Raw genomic sequence first — 19,790 nt, forward strand, 5'->3', positions numbered from 1 at the left:
TAAAATCGGGCAAATTTACTCAAAACTGAGCCATACTTCCCAATGAAAAGTAAATTAATTCCGGGCGATTATTGTTAAAGTAAGGAATTAATGATGGTAATCAGTTTTTCAATATCTTTAAATTTATTTTTGCTGCATGAAGCTAATTTTTACCCTCTCCCTTTTCTTTACATCTCTTTCATTTGCCACAGCACAGGCCGTGATCGAAACTCCGCCGCCAAACTACATTCGCACCGTTATTTTTCAGGGGCCCGGTGATTACAGCGGAGTACCTGTAATAAGATTAGGCGAGCCGCTGGTTCTTAAATTTGATGATATAATTGGCGATGAAGCCAATTACTACTATACCATTGAACATTTCAATTACGACTGGTCCCCTTCAGAATTACTGAAGAACGAATACCTTGAAGGCTTTGACAACGTTAGGATCACAGATTATGAGAATTCCTTCAATACGCTGCAGCTGTACTCGCACTACCAGCTGGAAATTCCAAACGAAGATACCCGCGCCCTGAAGGTAAGCGGAAATTATCTCTTAAAGATCTTTAACGACAAAAAAGAACTAGTCTTTTCGAGAAAATTTATGGTCTATGAACCTCTTGCCCAGGTAGAAGTGGCTGTAAGAAAAGCGAGAGATGTAAGGTTCATTCAAACGCAACAGATCATCAATTTCGAGGTCAATTCCCCAGATTTCATTATTCGCACTCCAGAAGAGTCGGTGTGGGCGGTGATCCTTCAGAACAATAACCTGAAAACTGCGATCTTCAACATCAGGCCCCAATATCACATTGGGAGCACCCTGGTATACAAATACGATCAGCTCACCTCCTTCTGGGCAGGAAATGAATACCTCAACTTTGACAGTAAGGACTTAAGAGCCGCAACAGTAAAAATCAGATATATTGAGGTACAGGACCTGTATCATCACTACTTGTTCAAGGATGCAATTCGGGCCTTTCAACCCTACACCTATAACCCCGATATCAACGGGAAGTTTGTAGTAAGAAATTTTCAGGCTCTCGACGACGATATTGAAGCTGGCTACGTATGGACCCATTTTGCACTCGAAACCTTAGAGCCGTTTGAAGCCGGAGAAGTTCATCTTTATGGCGAGTTCAATAACTTCCAGCTGGATGATAGCACGCGTCTCACTTTCAATCCGGACACCGGTCTATATGAGACCGCCCGTCTTTTTAAACAGGGGTACTATGATTACAAATATGTTTTTCTGCGGAAGGATGGAATACTTGATGAAGGCTTCATTAGCGGAAATTTTGTAAGCACCGAAAATGATTATACTGTACTTGTGTATTACCTGCCACCCGGCGGAAGATACACCAGGATCATAGGAGTAGGCCATGCCACTTCTTTAAACATCACAAACTAGTTTCCGGAAGTTTCTCATGGAAAGAGATAAAAATTTACCTGTTATTCACAAAGAGCGGCATAAGTTAAAATACCGCAATACCCAATGCCTCAATTGTCAACATCCGCTCGATATCAGCGACCAGTACTGCCCCAACTGCAGCCAGCTGAACAGCACTAAAAAACTGGCCTTCAACGATTTTTTCAACGAGTTCTTTGCCGGGATCTTTGCCTATGATTCCCGATTTTACCGAACCCTGGGCGTTCTTCTTTTTAAACCCGGAAAAATTTCCAAAGACTATATTGAAGGGAAACGGGTACGATATGCAAATCCGTACAGATTTTATTTAAGCGCGTCTATTGTCTTCTTTTTAATATGGAGCCTTACCCACGAAGTCGAGCCTCCGGTGGAGGTCAACAAAGAAGCCTCAGAACAGCAACGAGTAGAAGCAGATTCCATTCTTGCGGCAACAAGGGTAGAAAATCCCGAACTTGCTGTAATTCTTCCAGAGGCCGACACTACTGCATCCAAGGATCGTTACGTTCCGGAATCAGCGCTGGACACTATGGATCTCACCAATTCAATTACCACACGCTGGGAGGTATTTTCAGATTACTATGACGAGACCCAGATGCGTAATCCGCAGGCTGCACTTGACAGCCTGAAGTATTCCAAAAGCGGCTTCAACCAATGGTTTTATAAGAAAACGGTAGATGCGAAGCGCTTTAGTTCAGACTCAGATCTATTCTGGAACTATTTCTACGGAAAGGTGCCGTTCATCATATTTTTCTACCTTCCGGTCTTTGCACTTTTCATCTGGTTGCTTTACCTGCGCAGGCCGTTCACCTATATGGAACATCTCATCTTTACCTTCCATAATCAAACCACCTGGTTTGTGCTCTTCGGAATTTCCATCAATCTGGATTCTCTGGTAGGCACTACTTCCTTTTCATGGATTGCCGCAGGCTTATTTGGTTTTTATTTATACAAAGCCTTCCGAAGATTTTATGGACAGGGAAGAGTTAAAACCCTTTTAAAGTTTATTCTTATCAATATAATATTCTTTATTTTAGCCATAATTGCTGCCGTATTTTCTGTATTGGCATCTTTCGCGATCTACTAAGATGATACAACAAGTTACCAGAGGCATTAAGATCTCCATCGAGACAAATTTTGAAGGGACCTTTTATAAAAATTACAGGGTCCACTTCGCTTTTGGGTACCAGATCACCATTGAAAATCAAAGCAAGGATTCTGTCCAGCTCACATCGCGCTTCTGGAAGATCAAAGATGCATTAAATCGTACCGAAATTGTGGAAGGCGAAGGCGTGATTGGCAAAAAACCGGTGATCAAACCCGGAGAAAGCCACACTTACAAGAGCGGCTGCCTTCTCACCTCTCCTTTTGGAGCAATGAGTGGGTTTTACAACATGATCAATTTTACCTCCACTAGGAAATTCCGGGTGGCCATTCCCTCATTTAAACTTAGCGCTCCTTTCGCCTTGAACTAGCTAAAGGTTTTTAAAATTCAGCAGTAAGAACCTCACAAAATGCCTTTTTTCACACCTCCTTGTGCTGAAAAAATAACGTACTGAAGGTTCAAATAAAATACCTGCCTAAAAATGCCTTTTTTGACACCTCAATTTTTGCTAAAGTCTTGGAAATTAAAATTTCGGGCTTTTATTATTTCGAATTAGCTGTATTCAACATTTCAATAATTCAAATTTCCCTGAAGCCTTTCAAAAATCCCTTTCAAAAAGGTCATTTTTGACACTCTATACCAGGGAAGTTTTCTTTCACCCTTAGAGTTCATTTGCAGTTCGTGGTCGCTTTCCCTTTTGAGGAATTCTTTTCAGTAATTGATGATCTCGTGATCTACAAATAGTAAATTTTTTAGAAAAATATTCTGTAACGCTTTGTATAACAGAAAGTTAATTTAATTATCTTTAAAAAGGATTTATAGATCCACCTCCCTCAATAGATTTCCCTCAATAGATTCTCCCTCCAGATATCCTCCACAATTTATTTCCCCATCCCCTATTCCTTCTTTCTCAATTTTGATTGCGCCTTAATCATTGTGGTTCTGGCTTTTGTTTATAAACCAAACTATTCTCGTTATGAAAAGATTTATGATGTATTTAGTGGCTGTAACAGCCTGCCTTTTTATTATTACTTCATGCAGCAAGGATGAAAGCATTAATAACTTGGAAACAGCAGTTCTTTCCTTTGAACCTGTACTGAAGGATTTTCACGCAAAAAATACTTCCAAACAAGCTTTGGGAGACCTGCCTGAATGTTCTGATGATGATCCCTCCTATGTTATGATCGTGGTGTCTCAAAACGGGACAAATGTGGTGGGCAGCACAGCCTCTCCTTTTCGGGTAGATCTGGCTCCTAACCAGGATTTCACTGTAGAAGTTCCGGAATTAGAGCTTAGCCCGGGGCAATATTCCCTGGACTATTTTGCCGTTCATAATGTTGCCGGTGCTCTCATATGGGTTGCGCCAAACGGCGGATCCCTCTCTGGTCTTTTGGACCATCCTCTTCCAATCCAGATAGATCTTAATGCTGGGGTCAAGAAGTATGTTGAAGTTTCGGTAATGTGCTTTGATGACCGCCTCGTCAATGAATATGGATATCTTTTCTTTGACCTCGATACCAATGAAGCAATTGAATTCTGCTTTTTTGGAAATTATTGTGATGATTCTGGAAGACACTTCCCTGCGGCCTTTAGTGTAGACATTTGGAGTTATAGTAATGGTGCGTTGGGTTCGCAGCTCTACTCAAATCTGGCGAATAATGTTTCTCTCAATAATGATGGTGACTATGCAGGAACTCCATTATGTGTCGCCCTACCCGATGCCGCTGGAACGGATGAATACTATGTTGAAATTACTCTTCTTAATTCTGATGCTTATGGTAATGTTACAGAGGAAGTAATACGTTCGGGAGTTATTTCTGACGATGACGTAAAAGCCTTATTTGATGGACCGAATGCTCTTGATTATTTCCATTTTAGGGAAGGTGCGTGTAACGTAGAAGATTCTCCGGAGCTTTTTGATGATAACAGAGTGACTGAATCTTACAGCAATGATGTTGTGATTAGGTGGAATGAATTGATAGCTGCATCCATCAATCAGCAGATCCCACAACCCATGGAAGTAAAAATTTATGCAATGATCACTCTTGCAATGCATGATGCTTTAAACAATATAGTACCGAAATATGAGACCTATGCCCTGGAAAATTCAGAAGTTGATGCCACCGGCATTACCGACGAAAATATCCCCTCCATCGCAGATGCAGCAGTCTCGCAGGCCGCACGGGATATGCTCGTACAACTTTTCCCTCCTGCCACAGCAGCGGCCAACGACCTTCTAAGCCAAACTCTTTCAGAAATAGAGGATTCAGAACTTAAAACGCATGGAATTGAAATTGGAAAAGCCGCAGCAGCTGCCGTTCTGGCCAAAAGAGCCGGGGATCCGATTTTAGGATTTGTCAGTTATTCCGGAGGAACCGAACCCGGCGATTATCAGGCTAACTACCCGCCCTTCCATACTGCTACACCAGCATGGCCGGCTAATGCTGTTTATGGCCCAAACCTGGGAGATCTTACTCCTTTTGGAATTCAGTCCAGCGACCAATTCATGGATGAAGCACCATATCCTTTAAATTCTGCAGAATATATAGCAGATTATAATGAGGTAAAAACAATTGGATGTAACAACTGCCCCGCGAGAACAGCAGAACAAACAGAAATTGGTCTTTTCTGGCTTCAAACCTCTTCAGGTATGCTGAATAAGATTACCAGAGATCTCATAGTTCAAAAGGACCTTGATGGCTGGGAAGCTGCCAGGCTAATCGCCCTTATCCAAATGGCGACAATAGACGCTTATATCGCTTCATTTGAAGAGAAGTTCCATTTTGACTTCTGGAGGCCCATTACAGCCATAAGAGCAGGAGATTCAGATGGAGTTGACGCAACAATAGGAGATGAGACTTGGACACCGTTCTCTCCCGTCCCAACTCCGCCAAATCCACAATTCCCGTCATCTCATTCTTATGCCGCTGGTGCTGCTGCCGAGATCTTTAAAGCCTTTTTTGGCAGCGACGAGATCAACTTAACAGTGACAAGTCCATTTCTACCGGGAGTGGAGCGCCAAATGACCAGTTTTTCACAGATCGCTCATGAAAAAGGAATATACGGAGTCTATATTGGATATGACTTTAGATACGGAGTAGAAGTTGGCGAGGAGCATGGTAGGGAATTAGGTATTTACCTTTACGAAAACAGTTTAGAGGAACTTTAGATTCTCTTTCAAAATTTAAGATTTTTTTGGTTTGTCCGGTTTGTCAAACCGGACAAACCTTTTTTTTCAAATGTTCAATTTCCAATCCCCAAATTTTTCAAATCAAGCAGAGCCTCCTCCCCTCCTTCCAGATCCTTATAAAAGAATTTTGCTTCCCCTTCAAAAAAGGTAATTTGAGAGATACTTTTTGTTTTCACAAAACCCCGATCCATGATCACTCCTTTTTCCTTATCCCCCTTCCCTGCGGAAAAATGGAAATTCAGCAGATTTTTCGGGGTAAGTTCAGCCTCTTCCTGAAGCTTTTGAAACCACTCTAGTCGCAGCTGCTTCATTTCTGAAGTATACAGCGGACTGGAGGACCAGAGGTGTGGTTGCAGCGGAAGCTTTTTAAAATGCCTGTGACTTCCGTCCCAGACGAATTCAGCAAAATAAAGACCTTGTTGCCAGTCGGCTGCCACAATGGTAAAAGGCTCTACCGCTTTTAGTTCATATGCTTCCGCAGCTAAAACAAAATCTTCAGCAGCGAGAAGATCCTTTACTACCACGCCCCTGCTTTTTCCGTAGGGCAGGTTGCGTTGGTGATTCTCAAATCCGCCGTTGAGCAGGCAGATCACACGCTTTCTTTCACTTATTCCCAGCCATGTACCACCTGCAAGAACATCCTTCGGAAATGCCATTTTTAGCCCCTCTATTTCGTATTGTTTCGGGGGCAGGGTTTCACGACCCGGGGCTTCGTCCCTGTTGGAGGTAAGGACAAAGGCATTTGTAGCCTTTAAGGGAGTTATGGTGACGGTACACATATTATGAAAAGATTAAGAATTTGGATGTTTTAGCTGCTGATTTTGAGTAAAGTTCAGGAAAAAAACGGGTAAGCAAAATTCTTTTAATTTTTTTACCTTTACGACCACTCATTTAGAAATTTTAAAAATCTGAAAAAAGTATGGGAAAAGGTGTATTCCAGGTTCCGCAGGCAGTAAATGAACCGGTAAAATCATATGCCCCGGGAACACCCGAAAGAGAGGCCGTTTTAAAGGCTTATAAAGAATTGTATAACAGCAAAGTAGAAGTGCCGCTCTATATTGGGAGCGAGGAGATCAAAACGGGCGATACCTCCCCTATGAATCCGCCGCACGACCACAAGCATCACTTGGGAGACTATCATAAAGCTTCAAAAGAGCATGTGGAAAAGGCGATAGACGCAGCTTTAACGGCTCGTGAGAAATGGGCAAATCTACCTTGGGAACAGCGCGCTGCAGTATTTTTAAAAGCTGCCGAGCTTATTGCCGGGCCTTATCGCTATAAGATCAATGCTGCCACAATGATTGGGCAGTCAAAGAATATTTTCCAGGCAGAAATTGATGCTGCTTGTGAACTCATTGACTTCCTACGCTTCAATGTTGAGTACATGACCCGTATCTACGAGGAGCAGCCGGAATCTACATCAGATGCCTGGAACAGGTTGGAATACCGTCCTCTTGAAGGTTTCGTTTACGCAGTGACTCCTTTCAATTTTACGGCAATAGCTGGTAATTTACCATCGGCTCCTGCCATGTTAGGAAATGTTGCTATCTGGAAACCAAGTGATTCTCAGGTATATTCAGCGCAGGTAATTATGGAAGTATTCAAAGAAGCGGGATTACCAGACGGCGTTATAAACATGGTTATGGGAGATCCAAAAATGATCTCTGACGTTGTTCTTGCCCACCGCGATTTTTCCGGACTCCATTTTACCGGAAGTACAACTGTTTTCAAGAATCTATGGAAACAAATTGGAGACAATATCCACAACTATCGATCTTATCCTCGCATTGTAGGAGAAACAGGTGGAAAAGATTTTATCATAGCACACCCTAGTGCCAGACCAAAGCAGGTAGCAACAGCGATCTCCCGCGGAGCTTTTGAGTTCCAGGGTCAGAAGTGCAGCGCTGCTTCCCGCGTTTATCTTCCAAAAAGTATGTGGGAGGAAGTGAAAGAGCAACTTGTGAAAGATGTGAAATCCTTTAAAATGGGATCTCCCGAAGATATGAGCAATTTCATTACTGCGGTGATCCATGAAGCTTCCTTTGATAAGCTTGCGAAATATATTGATGCAGCCAAAACCGATCCTGAAGCAGAGATCGTAGTTGGCGGGAACTATGATAAATCCAAAGGATGGTTTGTGGAACCAACAGTGATCCTTACAGACAATCCGCGTTATAGTACCATGTGCACCGAACTTTTTGGTCCGGTAGTTACTATTTATCTTTATGAGGATGACCAATGGGAAGCGACCTTAAAGGAAATAGACCAGGCTACAGAATATGCGCTTACAGGAGCCATTTTATCACAGGATCGATATGCTGCAGCACAGGCTACTGCATTGCTTCAGAATGCCGCCGGGAATTTCTACATCAACGATAAACCTACGGGTGCAGTAGTTGGCCAGCAGCCATTTGGAGGAGCCCGAGGCAGCGGAACTAATGACAAGGCAGGATCTATCCTGAATTTGTACCGATGGATCTCTCCAAGAACTATTAAGGAGACTTTTGTTACTCCTACAGATTACAGATATCCATTCTTAGGAAAAAAGTAAAATCAGATCTTCAAGGATCCTGAATTTTCCTACAAGATCATTCAGAGATCAATAAAATTGGGAGCTAAAAGTTAAAGAAGAACAAAATTTTTAACTTTTGGCTCCTTTTTTTATCATAATTTTCGCCAATACCCGTGGCAGCCATTCCTAAAATCTTCTTAAAATGTGTATTACAACGGGAATTTAGTGACAGTTATCTAAAAATCAGTCATTTACCATTTATTAGCTGTAAATTAGCTTGTTAAACAGCTCCTAAGGGAGTTGCAGAGTCCCCCTACTCTTAATACTGCTACTTATGGTAAAAAAACTACTCTCAAAGGTTATCACTTTTTGGGCTCTACTACTGACCTCGGCTTTGGGGTGGGGGCAGTGCCCGACTTCTGTCAGCATTTCTGCTGATCCAGGTACTACGATTTGTGCGGGGACTTCGGTGACTTTTACTGCAAATGCCAATGGAGGATCTGGAACTTTTTCTTATGAATGGAAAGTTGATGGTGCAGCTGTTGGATCAAATAGCAGTGAATTTACTTCTTCAAGTCTAGAAAACGGGGATAAAATAACTGTAACTGTAAGATCATCTGACAGCTCTACATGTAGCACGACCAGCAGTGCTTACACCATGACTGTCAATTCCAACAAAACCCCCACTGTATCCATTACGGCCAGTGATTCCTCTATATGTCCTGGTGACAGTGTTACCTTCACAGCCCTTAATACAAATGGAGGCACGAATCCGCAGTACGTCTTCTATTTAAATAGCAACACTACTCCACTCCAATCGGGTTCTTCAAATAAATACACGACCACTACGCTCAACGATGGCGATAAGATTAAAGTTGTTTTGACCAGCAGCCTTGATTGTACTACCTCCAAAACTGCCGAAGCAATTTCAAATTCAATTGAGGTAAGAGCAGGAACACCTGCAACTCCTGGTGCAATAGCAACATCTGTAGGATCATCAATTTGTCCGGGAACCTCCCAAACTTATTCAATTAACGCGATAACAGGTGCTACCTCCTATCAATGGACAATCCCCTCTGGATGGACAGGGAGCAGTTCATCTACTTCAATAAATGTAACTGCAGGCACAACAAGTGGTTCAATTTCAGTAAAAGCTATAAATGATTGTGGCACAAGTGAACCTCAAAGTCTTCAGGTCAATTTAAAAGACGGCACTCCTGCAATACCTGGAAACATTACAGGTAATGCAACTGTCTGTCCCGGAGTTTCACAAACCTACACCACTACTGCTGTGACAGGTGCAACAGAATATATCTGGACGTTGCCAAATGGATGGACAGGAACTAGCTCAACAAATACTATTGATGTAACCACAGGTAACCCTGGATCTGGGAATATTTCTGTGCAGGCAAAAAACGATTGTGGAACAAGTACAGCAAAAACCTTAGCTGTTTCGGTAAAACCCGGAACACCGGTACAACCGGGAGCAATTTCAGGAACAACAGCTGTTTGTCCCGGAGTTTCCCAGACCTATTCCATTACAGCGGTTAGCGGCGCCACGTCATACGAATGGAGATTACCCGATAGCAGCTGGGTGGGAACAAGCACCACAAATTCCATAACAGTTACTCCCGGAACAACAAATGGAAACATTTCAGTAAAAGCTATAAATGATTGCGGTACCAGTATTGAGCGAAATTTAGCTTTAACTGTAAAACCCGGTATCCCTGCACAGCCTGAAAATATTACTGGACCTGCAGAAGTCTGTCCAGGATTATCTGGAACGTATACTGTGCCGGTTGTAAGCGGCGCCAGCCAATATATTTGGACAATTCCGTCTGGTTTTTCAGCTACAAGTTTGACCACGACTACTCCTATTCTTACTATTTCAGCCGGATCTTCAGGTTCAGGAAATATCACAGTAAAAGCGACAAATGATTGTGGTACAAGTGCAACCAGAACCATGGCAATTTCGATAGGAAAACCTGCTCCAGTGATGAGCGGCTCGATTACAGGACCCACAAAGGTCTGTGCTGCTGCTACAGGACTGGTTTATTCCTTGCCAGCAATTACTAATGCTACAGAATATAATTGGACTCTTCCAACGGGATGGACAATAACTTCGGGGGTTAATACAAGAAGTATAACTGTTTCAGCAGGTTCTACTTCCCCTTCCAATAATACAATTTCTGTAGCTGCAAAAAATGCCTGTGGCACAAGTACCCTTAAAACCTTAACAGTTACAGCCTCAAATAATGTACCTGCCCAACCAGGTGCAATCAGCACCAACCTCACGACTTCTGTTATTTGTCCGCCGGTAAACAACATCACTTTTTCAGTGCCAGAAACCTCTGGCCTCACCTACAACTGGACATTACCCGCAGGTTTTCAGGTAATATCTGGTGCCGGAACTGCTGCAATTACTGTAAACATTACAACTACTGCGGCCTATGGCAACAACATCAAAGTAGAAGTGGAAGCTGTAAATGCCTGTGGACCCAGCGCGGGAAGATCTTCATACAGTAATATTAATCTTGACAAATTTGTGGTCGCAAATCTGGGCGAGGATCTAATAGTGTGTTCATCGACCACCACTCTAAACCTGAGTGGATATATAGCTTTTGGAAACAACAATTCAAAACTAAAAATAGGTGGTATAACTACTACAGGAACAAATACGGTACAGGGACTTCCTAACGGCAATGTTAATGATTTCACCTACAATTATACCCCGTCAAATCAAGATCTGGCTGCAGGTAAGGTGACTTTCACCTTATCTACCGAAAAACCTGCGGGTTCTTGTAATGCTGGATCTGATGAAATGACTGTTTTTTTCAAACCCTTGCCCAGCGCAACTATAACGTCAACAGGACCAATCTGTAGTGGAAATACTTCTACTTTAACATTTACAGGCACTCCAAATAGTCGCGTAACTTACAAATTACCTTCAGGAACTAATCAAACAATAGACATCGGAGCTTCCGGAACTGCTAACTTGACAACTTCGGCCTTAACCGCTAATTCAACTTATTTTTTAGTAAGCGCGATAAACCTTGATACACCTGCCTGTTCTAACACTCTCAGCGGAAGCACTACCATTACAGTTACTCCAAAACCAACAGCAAACTTATCATATGCCGGATCTCCATTTTGCACCTCATTGACCTCAGGTCAGAATCCTTCCTTAACCGGCACCAATACTTATCAAGGTGGTACTTACTCCTCAACCTCAGGTTTGACTTTAAACGGTTCCACAGGAGCCATCACCCCGTCAACAAGTACACCGGGAACGTATATAGTAACTTATTCCACTCCCAGTGGAGGAGGTTGTGAACCAGTGATCACAACAACTCAGGTTACAATAACAAAGCAACCAACAGCTGCCATTAGCTATGATGGCATTCCATTTTGCACCTCAGATTCTGCAGCCAAAGCTGTTACTCTTACAGGGACAGATGGTTTTTCTGGAGGAACATATTCTGCGCCTGCAGGACTTACAATTAACACCAGTACAGGAGACATCACACCAGGAAGCAGTACGGCTGGAACATATACAATAACTTACAATACACCTTCGGCGGGAGGATGCAATCCTGTTACTGCTACAACAGTAGTAACTATAACAAAAGCGCCAACGATCACCAATTTCTCCTATCCTGGGGCACCTTTTTGTAAGACTGATAATTCTGAAAAACAACCCACTCTAGAAGGAACAGATGCTTATACAGGTGGTACGTATTCGGCTCCGCCTGGTCTTTCCATCAACACCATCACAGGTGCGATAAATGCTAGCTCAAGTGAATCTGGTATATACACAGTCATTTATACAGCACCCGCATCTGCAGGTTGTGAGGAAGTAACTGCAACAACAGAGGTGAAAATCACACTAACCCCAGCAGCAGAAATCAGCTACACCGGACCTTATTGCACCTCAGATTCAACAGCCTATACTCCAGTGTTTAGTAACACATCCGGAATATATGAAGGTGGAGTATTTAGATCAACTCCTCAAGGTTTGAACCTTGATCCAACATCTGGTGTCATAAATGCAAGTGCAAGCAGTCCTAATACTTATAACGTTTTTTATGAGCTTCCTGCAGGAGAAGGATGTAGTACTTCAGAAATTCAAACCAGCGTTACTATTAGTCAGGTGCCACAGGTAGGAATAAATTACCCAACCCCTCTTTGCACCTCAGACACTGCTTCTCACGCTGTTACGTTTTCAGAAAGTTCAAAGGGTGCTTATCTGGGTGGAAGTTTTTCTTCCACAAGTGGTTTGGCAATAGATAGTGCTGGAAATATAATAGCTGCAAACAGCACTCCGGGAGTGCATACCGTTACCTATACTACTCAAGAAGCCAATGGATGTGGTCCGGTTTCAGTAACAACAGAAATTGAGATTTTCGAGGAAGTCAGGATAACTACTGAACCCATTAATATCGGGGTGTGTTCGACTGAACCTGCTTCTTTTGAAGTAGTGGCTACCGGAGATGATCTGACCTATCAGTGGAAAAGAACAGATGGGGCAGCCATTACAAATGCTACAGGAATAAATTCGGCAAAACTTTCTTTCAGCAATGCGACCGCAACCAATGCAGGTGAGTATTTTGTAGAAGTTTCTGGTTCTTCCCCTTGTTCAATGGTGTCATCTGAGCCGGTTACCTTGAACATTGATGAAAATATTATAATAATAAAGCCCACCGAAGATCTGACCTTCTGTGACCAGGAAAGAGCAGATGTCACCTTCGAATTTATTGCCCATGCTAAAGGAGCGGCATTGACCTTTACCTGGATAAAAGATGGAGTAGAAATACCTGGAACAAATACAGATAGGTTTGAATTTGATTTAACTGGGCCGGTTGGTGCAAATGGCGAGTATACAGGTACCTTCAAAATAATCGAACCTAATCCCTCAGATAATGGGGTGTATGCTGTAAGAATTAAAGGCCCTGAATATTTCACCTGTTCTGATGCTACTTCCAAAACCTTCACACTTAACGTTACTGCGCTTCCAGAACCACCCACAGTTGAACCTGTAGTTCTTTGCCAGGGAGAAACCGCTTCTCCACTAACAGCAACAGGTGAGGCAGGAGCGACTTTTAAATGGTATGATGCAAATATGCAACCCATTGACGGTGTTCCTACACCTTCTTCCATAGAAGCAGGTGATACCTCCTACTTTGTGACTCAGACCACAGAAGTTTGTGAAAGTAATACAACTGAATTAGTTGTTACTGTTAAGCCAACCCCTGCATTACCAACAACCGAGGAAGAAGTACATTACTGTTTTGAGGAGGAAAATGTTTCATCCTTGAGTGCAACAGGAACTGATACAAATGCAGTAATTAACTGGTACGGCCCCAATGATCCTTCAGTTAAGCTTAGCACAGCACCAACACCTAGTACCACTACCACCGGAAATACAATATTTTGGGTCAGTCAATCCATCGGAGATTGTGAAAGTGAGCTTGTAGAGATCCTTGTAGTAATAGATCCTTTACCAGAAATTGAAGTCACTGCAGATGCTGTTTTACTTTGCAAGGGAAGCTCTACAGTTTTACACGCCACAGGAGCCGACAATTACAGCTGGAGCTTAAATGGAACAGAATTAGCAACAACAGCCGATTACGAAGTTTCTCCAGATCAAACTACCACTTATACTTTAACAGGTACAAATGACACTGGTTGTGTGAACACAACAGCAATTACCATTGAAGTAGATGAACCTACAGTTCCCGGTACTCTTACAGGCCCAGAAAGGGTGTGCGTAAGTTCCCCAACTGGAACTTTAAATCTGGCTGATCATACTGGCGCCATCCTGCGGTGGGAAAGTTCTACAGACGGTGGTGTAACCTGGACAGAGATCGCCTCAACTGCTCAAGTTTATGAATTCACAGGTCTTGCTACTGCCACCATTTTTAGGGCGGTTGTTAAGAATGGGGTCTGCAGTGAAATGAATTCCAACGAAATAGAAGTGACAATTGACCAACTTCCTGTGGGAGGGGAATTAGCCTTTGCAGGAAATGGCAGAGTATTTACTATTTGCGAAAATCCTGTAGGAGATTATGCCGTAGATCTCAATCTAACTGGAAGTGTTGGAGAGGTTGTAAAATGGGGTTACAGAAGTTGGGACGCTACAGGTTACACAGATCTTAAGATCAATGGTGAGCTTTTCACCGGTATAACTTTAACGGCTGCTCAGCTACAAAGTCTCAATTTCAATGAAACGACAGTATTCCAGGTAGAGATTTCAAATGGCGCATGTGCAGGACCTGCATATTCAAAGACGGCTATCCTAAGCGTTATTCCATCAGATATCACTCCGAGTCCGGTAACTGTAGATCCGGGTGTAGTGTGTTTGGGTGAGGAAGTGACTCTAAGCTCTGAAACAGGATATGAGAACGGTGGAACTATTCTGGATCAGGGAGCATTCGATAATGCTTCTATTACTAATCACGGGTGGAGGATAAGGAGAAAATTATCATCTGGACAGCAATCGGGAGATTTAGGATTCGATACAGACGCGAACAACACTGTATTTGATAGATGGAAACGAGCTACTCCCCGTGCCTTCACTACAGCCTCCATAAATTCTCCTTACGGAACTTCCGGGGTCGTCTTTGATACAGGTATCGAAGACGGGAATAAAGGTTTTGCTCTTGTTTCCGGAAATAATTCCTCCACTATGGAAACTCCGGTTTTCACTATTGGTTCGATGGATCAGGCAATTTTGACCTTTGATCAGGCTTATGTACTAACTCCAGGTGCGTCTCTTAGAGTGGAGATCTCTACAGATGGAGGAAATACTTATACAACTCTCTACATAAGGGAAGTTCCTGCAACTGCAACCCAAGGTATTGCTAGTGGGAATACTACAAGTTTTGGAACAGGAACAATTGATTCACATCCCGAAAATAAAATTTTAATAGATCTTGGCGATTACATGGGGCGCCCCAACTTAAGGATCCGTTTTAATTATACAGGCGCGCGTTCAGGAGATATCTGGGCAGTTGATAACATAGATATTCCTGAAGGCCCTAATGGCATTACAATGGAATGGAGAGATTATACTGATGAGAGTAATCCAGACGGTATTTTAATAGGAACCAACAATACCGAAAAATGGCCTCCCACACAGGTGGGACTAAATGTTTTCGAAATTAAAACAAAATTGGTGTACAATTCAAATGGAGATGCATGTGAAGTTGCCGAAAATGCTCAGAGAATTGAGGTGTTTGTATTTGATAAATATACCACAAGTGTAACTGCCGAATATGGAAGCTGTGGAAATTTCGATGTTCAACTTACTGCTATAGTCACAAATGGAAGAAATGAAGTAGTCAGTAATTATCCCACACCCGACGGGTATATTGGACGTTGGGAAATTGAAGGAGGCACTCTGGTAGATTCTGATCCCACTGACGAAATAGCAGCTGTGAACGACCCTAACGCCATTCTTGCCGCGGGTGCAACAGGAACTTATAGCGTGAGCTGGATTTTAGAACCTACTTCATTAAATGATAACGGTAATCTTTACGTAGTGCCTGAAACCTGTCCTATAACAGTAAATCCATTGGAAATAATAATTGAAGGCTGCATGGCCCTGGATTTTGATGGATTTGATGATTATGTTGACCTCGGTACCAATTATACAGGAAATAATTACAGTATAGAAGCTTGGATACGTCCTTTTGACCGCACTTTTGAGGGAGGGTCTACAGATGCAAGTACAGGAACCATAATTTCGGGTCCCGGATTTGAAATAAAAATGGAAAATTTACCAGTTCCTACGAATGGCAGGTGGTATCATATTGCATACACAAGTGACGGGAAACTATTTATAGATGGTATCCCTCAAGAAACTAATTCCATTACAGGAACCGGTGGTAGCCAAACATTAATTGGTGCCCGATGGAATTCCTCTACTAAAGAAGCAGAAAACCATTTTTCAGGATGGATTGAAGAAGTAAGGCTGTGGAAAAAACCCCTGACCGAAGGTCAGGTCCGTTTTATGATGAATCAACGTCTTATAGCAAATGGAGCACAAATGGGAGAACAGATCCCAATGAATGTCCCTGAAGGACTTACTTATACAGATCTTGAGGGCTACTACAGACTTATCTCCGCAGATCCTGAACCTCTGACAACAAGTCCTGTTACATATTTGGCAGAAGATATGCCTGCTAATGGATTGACTCCAGATCGTGCCACCACCAAAGTACCGGGACGGCTAGTTAATATGGAAACTAATCAGGAAAATACTGCTCCTTTACCCTATTATTCAGGAAATGACGGAGTTTGGGGGACCGATGCTACCTGGTTACGTCCCGATGTGTGGGATCCACCCCATACTGGTCCTATTGAATGGAATATTGCCAGAACTTCTCATAATATAACCTCTGGCAACAGAGACATATTTCTTTTGGGTCTTATTTCTGAAGTAAACACTTTAGATATGGAAGGAGTATTTCCATCGAATAGCTGGGCCTCAGGCGGAACGGGAAATCAACTTTTCCTTTCTCATTATCTATTGCTAAATGGTCAAATTGATCTTAATGGGGAATCACAACTTCTTCAGCCAATGAATAGTATAGTAGATTCAAATAGTAAAGGAAAATTATTGCGGGATCAACAAGGAACTGCTAGCAGTTATAACTACAACTACTGGTCTTCTCCTGTATCTTCAGGAGCCAGCAATTCTCCTTATTCAGTGGGGGCAGTAATGATGGACGGATCCTTGCCAACTCCTCAGGGATTAAATTTTGGAACTGCTTATGCTCATGCAGATGGAGATTTTTCGACACCCCGAAAAGTAAGTGAATATTGGCTTCATAAATTTCACGGAACAGCTAACAATTATTTCCAATGGGAACATATTGGAAGCGCAGGGACGTTGAATGTTGGGGAAGGATATAGTATGAAAGGAACTTCAGGTTCTGCACCAATTACCGCACCTCAAAATTATACTTTTCAGGGATTACCTAATAATGGCACCATCGAAATGGTCAATATGTCTGCAGCTGGTGAAGGAGAAAATTACCTGATCGGAAATCCTTATCCTTCTGCTATCGATGCACATAAATTCATTGACGACAACCTCGCGAATGGTAAAAATGTATTCAATGGTGTTCTTTATTTCTGGGATCATTTTTCAGGGGAAACTCATTACCTTGAGGAATATGTGGGAGGCTACGCTTATTATACAAAGGTGGGGGGAACAGAAGCTGTTTCAACAGATGAACGTATCAATGCAAACAATTCCAAGGGTACTAAAAGGCCGCGTCAGTTTATACCTGTGGGACAAGGCTTTTTTGTCATAACAAATTTAGATCCTGCAATAACTGGCACTACAATAAATGGCGGACAAGTAATTTTTCAAAATAGTCAGCGAGCATTTATACCGGAAAGTACTTCAGAATCAGTTTTCCACTCCCAGGAGAAAAAAGATCTCCCTGCCAGTTCCACAAGCAATAGTTATTCTGAAGAAGTTGAACAAAACAAGATCTGGCTGAAATTTAAATCTCCAAAAGGCTATCATCGCCAGATCCTCGTCGCTGCAGATAAAAGAGCTACCGACAATTTCGATTTGGGCTTCGATGCGCCACTTATTGAAGACAATGTGGAAGATATGTACTGGTACTTCAACAACTATCAGTTCGTAATACAAGGCGTACCAGATTTTGATCTGGAACGAGTACTGGATCTGGGAATTAAAGTAGATCAACAAGGAAGCTTAAGCATTTCAATTGATGATCTTGAGAATATTCCCGATGAAATGAACATTTATCTTGCCGATAGCTTGAAACAGGTAGTGCATAATCTGAGAGAAGCAGCCTACCAAACGGAATCTGAAGCCGGAGTCTTTACCGACAGGTTTAAACTGGTATTCCAGGATAAAACTCCCGATATCGAACCTGAAGATCCAGTGGTCATAGAAGAAGGTCCGTTTGAGGTGATCTATATCACTGGCACAAGAAATATTCTTCTCAAGAATCCGGAGCTGGTCGAAGTTGATCGGGTGTACCTCAACAACATGCTGGGGCAACAAGTGCATGTTTATTACAATGTGCCGCTAGATCGCGAGGTGGAACTACCTGTAAATCGTTTTAGCGCCGGAGTCTATATTGTCAAGGTTCACACGGAACAAGGCACCTTTACCAAAAAGGTAATTTTGGAGTAATAATCTTTCTGATTTTTGCAAAAAACGCCCCTTAAAACAGGGGCGTTTTTCATTTCAGAACCTGAAAGTTGTGTTTTTCATCTGAAAAAACTAACACTTAAACGTATAAATTTTTCTTAAAATTCTTTCCGGCTTGTTTTTTTTCCTACTTTTGAAGCTTATTAAGTTTCTAATAATTAGGCGTATGGAGAAAATTTTTACCTCTCTGAAAATTCCCGGTCTCTTCATTTTGCTGACTTCAGCAATGGCGTCCTATTGGAATTACCCGGTTCTCGAAACTTATGAATATCCTAAGATCCAGTCAGATGTGCCTTCTCCCTGGTACGAATCACCTATGGGAATTTTCACTGTCACTTTTGACGATTGTACTAATGATCTTGAAAAACCTTCTATAACTGCACCAAGTGCTGTAACGGTGTCAACAGATGCCAACAGCTGTTCTGCTTCAGGAGTTAGCCTGGGAAATCCAACTACTGCTGATAACTGTGGTGTCAAAAAGGTCGAAAATGATGCTCCTTTATCTTTTCCTTTGGGAACAACTACCGTCACCTGGACCGTAACCGATAATTCTGATAATACTCAGACAGCAACTCAAATTGTAACTGTCAACGATACTCAAGATCCCTCCATAACTGCACCAGATGCTGTAACGGTGTCAACAGATGCTAACAGCTGTTCTGCTTCCGGAGTTAGCCTGGGAAATCCAACTACTGCTGATAACTGTGGTGTCAAAAAGGTGGAAAATGATGCTCCTTTATCTTTTCCTTTAGGGACAACTACCGTCACATGGACTGTAACCGATAATTCTAATAATACTCAGACAGCAACTCAAATTGTAACTGTCAACGATACTCAAGATCCTTCCATAACTGCACCAGATGCTGTAACGGTGTCAACCGATGCCAACAGCTGTTCTGCTTCAGGAGTTAGCCTGGGAAATCCAACTACTTCTGATAACTGTGGTGTCAAAAAGGTTGAAAACGATGCTCCTTTATCTTTTCCTCTAGGGACCACTACTGTCACCTGGACTGTAACCGACAATTCTGATAATACTCAGACAGCTACTCAGATTATCACTGTCAACGATACTCAAGATCCTTCCATAACTGCACCAGGTGCTGTAACGGTGTCAACAGATGCTAACAGTTGTTCTGCTACAGGAGTTAGCCTGGGAAATCCAACTACTTCTGATAACTGTGGTGTCAAAAAGGTGGAAAATGATGCTCCTTTATCTTTTCCTATAGGGACCACTACCGTCACCTGGACTGTAACCGATAATTCTGATAATACTCAGACAGCTACTCAGATTATCACCGTTGAAGACAACCAAAAACCGACCATAACTGCACCAGGTGCTGTAACGGTGTCAACAGATGCCAACAGTTGTTCTGCTACAGGAGT

The 19,790-nt window shown here is 42.4% G+C and carries 8 protein-coding genes; 7 read left to right on the forward strand and 1 reads right to left on the reverse strand.

Translation table 11 applies throughout. The features are described from left to right. The first annotated feature begins 136 nt into the window (after positions 1 to 136). From HC175_RS03185 to HC175_RS03200, 4 genes are all read left to right on the forward strand, one after another. Positions 137 to 1,387: a type IX secretion system plug protein gene (locus HC175_RS03185; protein WP_168137039.1), complete on the forward strand. Its 1,251-nt coding sequence runs from the start codon at positions 137 to 139 to the stop codon at positions 1,385 to 1,387. 16 nt (positions 1,388 to 1,403) lie between these two features. Further along, entirely contained in the window at positions 1,404 to 2,489 is a 1,086-nt protein-coding gene (locus tag HC175_RS03190; RefSeq protein ID WP_168137040.1) for a DUF3667 domain-containing protein, read from the forward strand. Between the two features lies 1 nt (position 2,490). Then, a complete protein-coding gene (gene apaG, locus HC175_RS03195) occupies positions 2,491 to 2,877 on the forward strand; it encodes a Co2+/Mg2+ efflux protein ApaG (RefSeq protein WP_168137041.1) in 387 nt (128 codons plus the stop codon). A gap of 606 nt (positions 2,878 to 3,483) precedes the next feature. Further along, the gene (locus tag HC175_RS03200) at positions 3,484 to 5,676 is read left to right on the forward strand and encodes a vanadium-dependent haloperoxidase (protein WP_168137042.1); all 2,193 of its coding nucleotides are present in this window, start codon (positions 3,484 to 3,486) and stop codon (positions 5,674 to 5,676) included. Between the two features lie 74 nt (positions 5,677 to 5,750). Here the strand turns inward: HC175_RS03200 and HC175_RS03205 are convergent, their stop codons facing one another. Continuing rightward, the gene (locus HC175_RS03205; RefSeq protein ID WP_168137043.1) at positions 5,751 to 6,476 is read right to left on the reverse strand and encodes an NRDE family protein; all 726 of its coding nucleotides are present in this window, start codon (positions 6,474 to 6,476) and stop codon (positions 5,751 to 5,753) included. 140 nt (positions 6,477 to 6,616) lie between these two features. Here HC175_RS03205 and pruA point away from each other — a divergent pair, with 140 nt between their 5' ends. The 3 genes from pruA to HC175_RS03220 all read left to right on the forward strand — a co-directional run. Beyond that, entirely contained in the window at positions 6,617 to 8,248 is a 1,632-nt protein-coding gene (pruA, locus tag HC175_RS03210) for an L-glutamate gamma-semialdehyde dehydrogenase (protein ID WP_168137044.1), read from the forward strand. Positions 8,249 to 8,543: 295 nt separating this feature from the next. Further along, entirely contained in the window at positions 8,544 to 18,389 is a 9,846-nt protein-coding gene (locus HC175_RS03215; protein WP_168137045.1) for a T9SS type A sorting domain-containing protein, read from the forward strand. Between the two features lie 184 nt (positions 18,390 to 18,573). Further along, a partial coding sequence (locus HC175_RS03220) for an HYR domain-containing protein (RefSeq protein WP_168137046.1) occupies positions 18,574 to 19,790 on the forward strand: 1,217 nt, incomplete at its 3' end.

The organism is Salinimicrobium oceani (assembly GCF_012037645.1).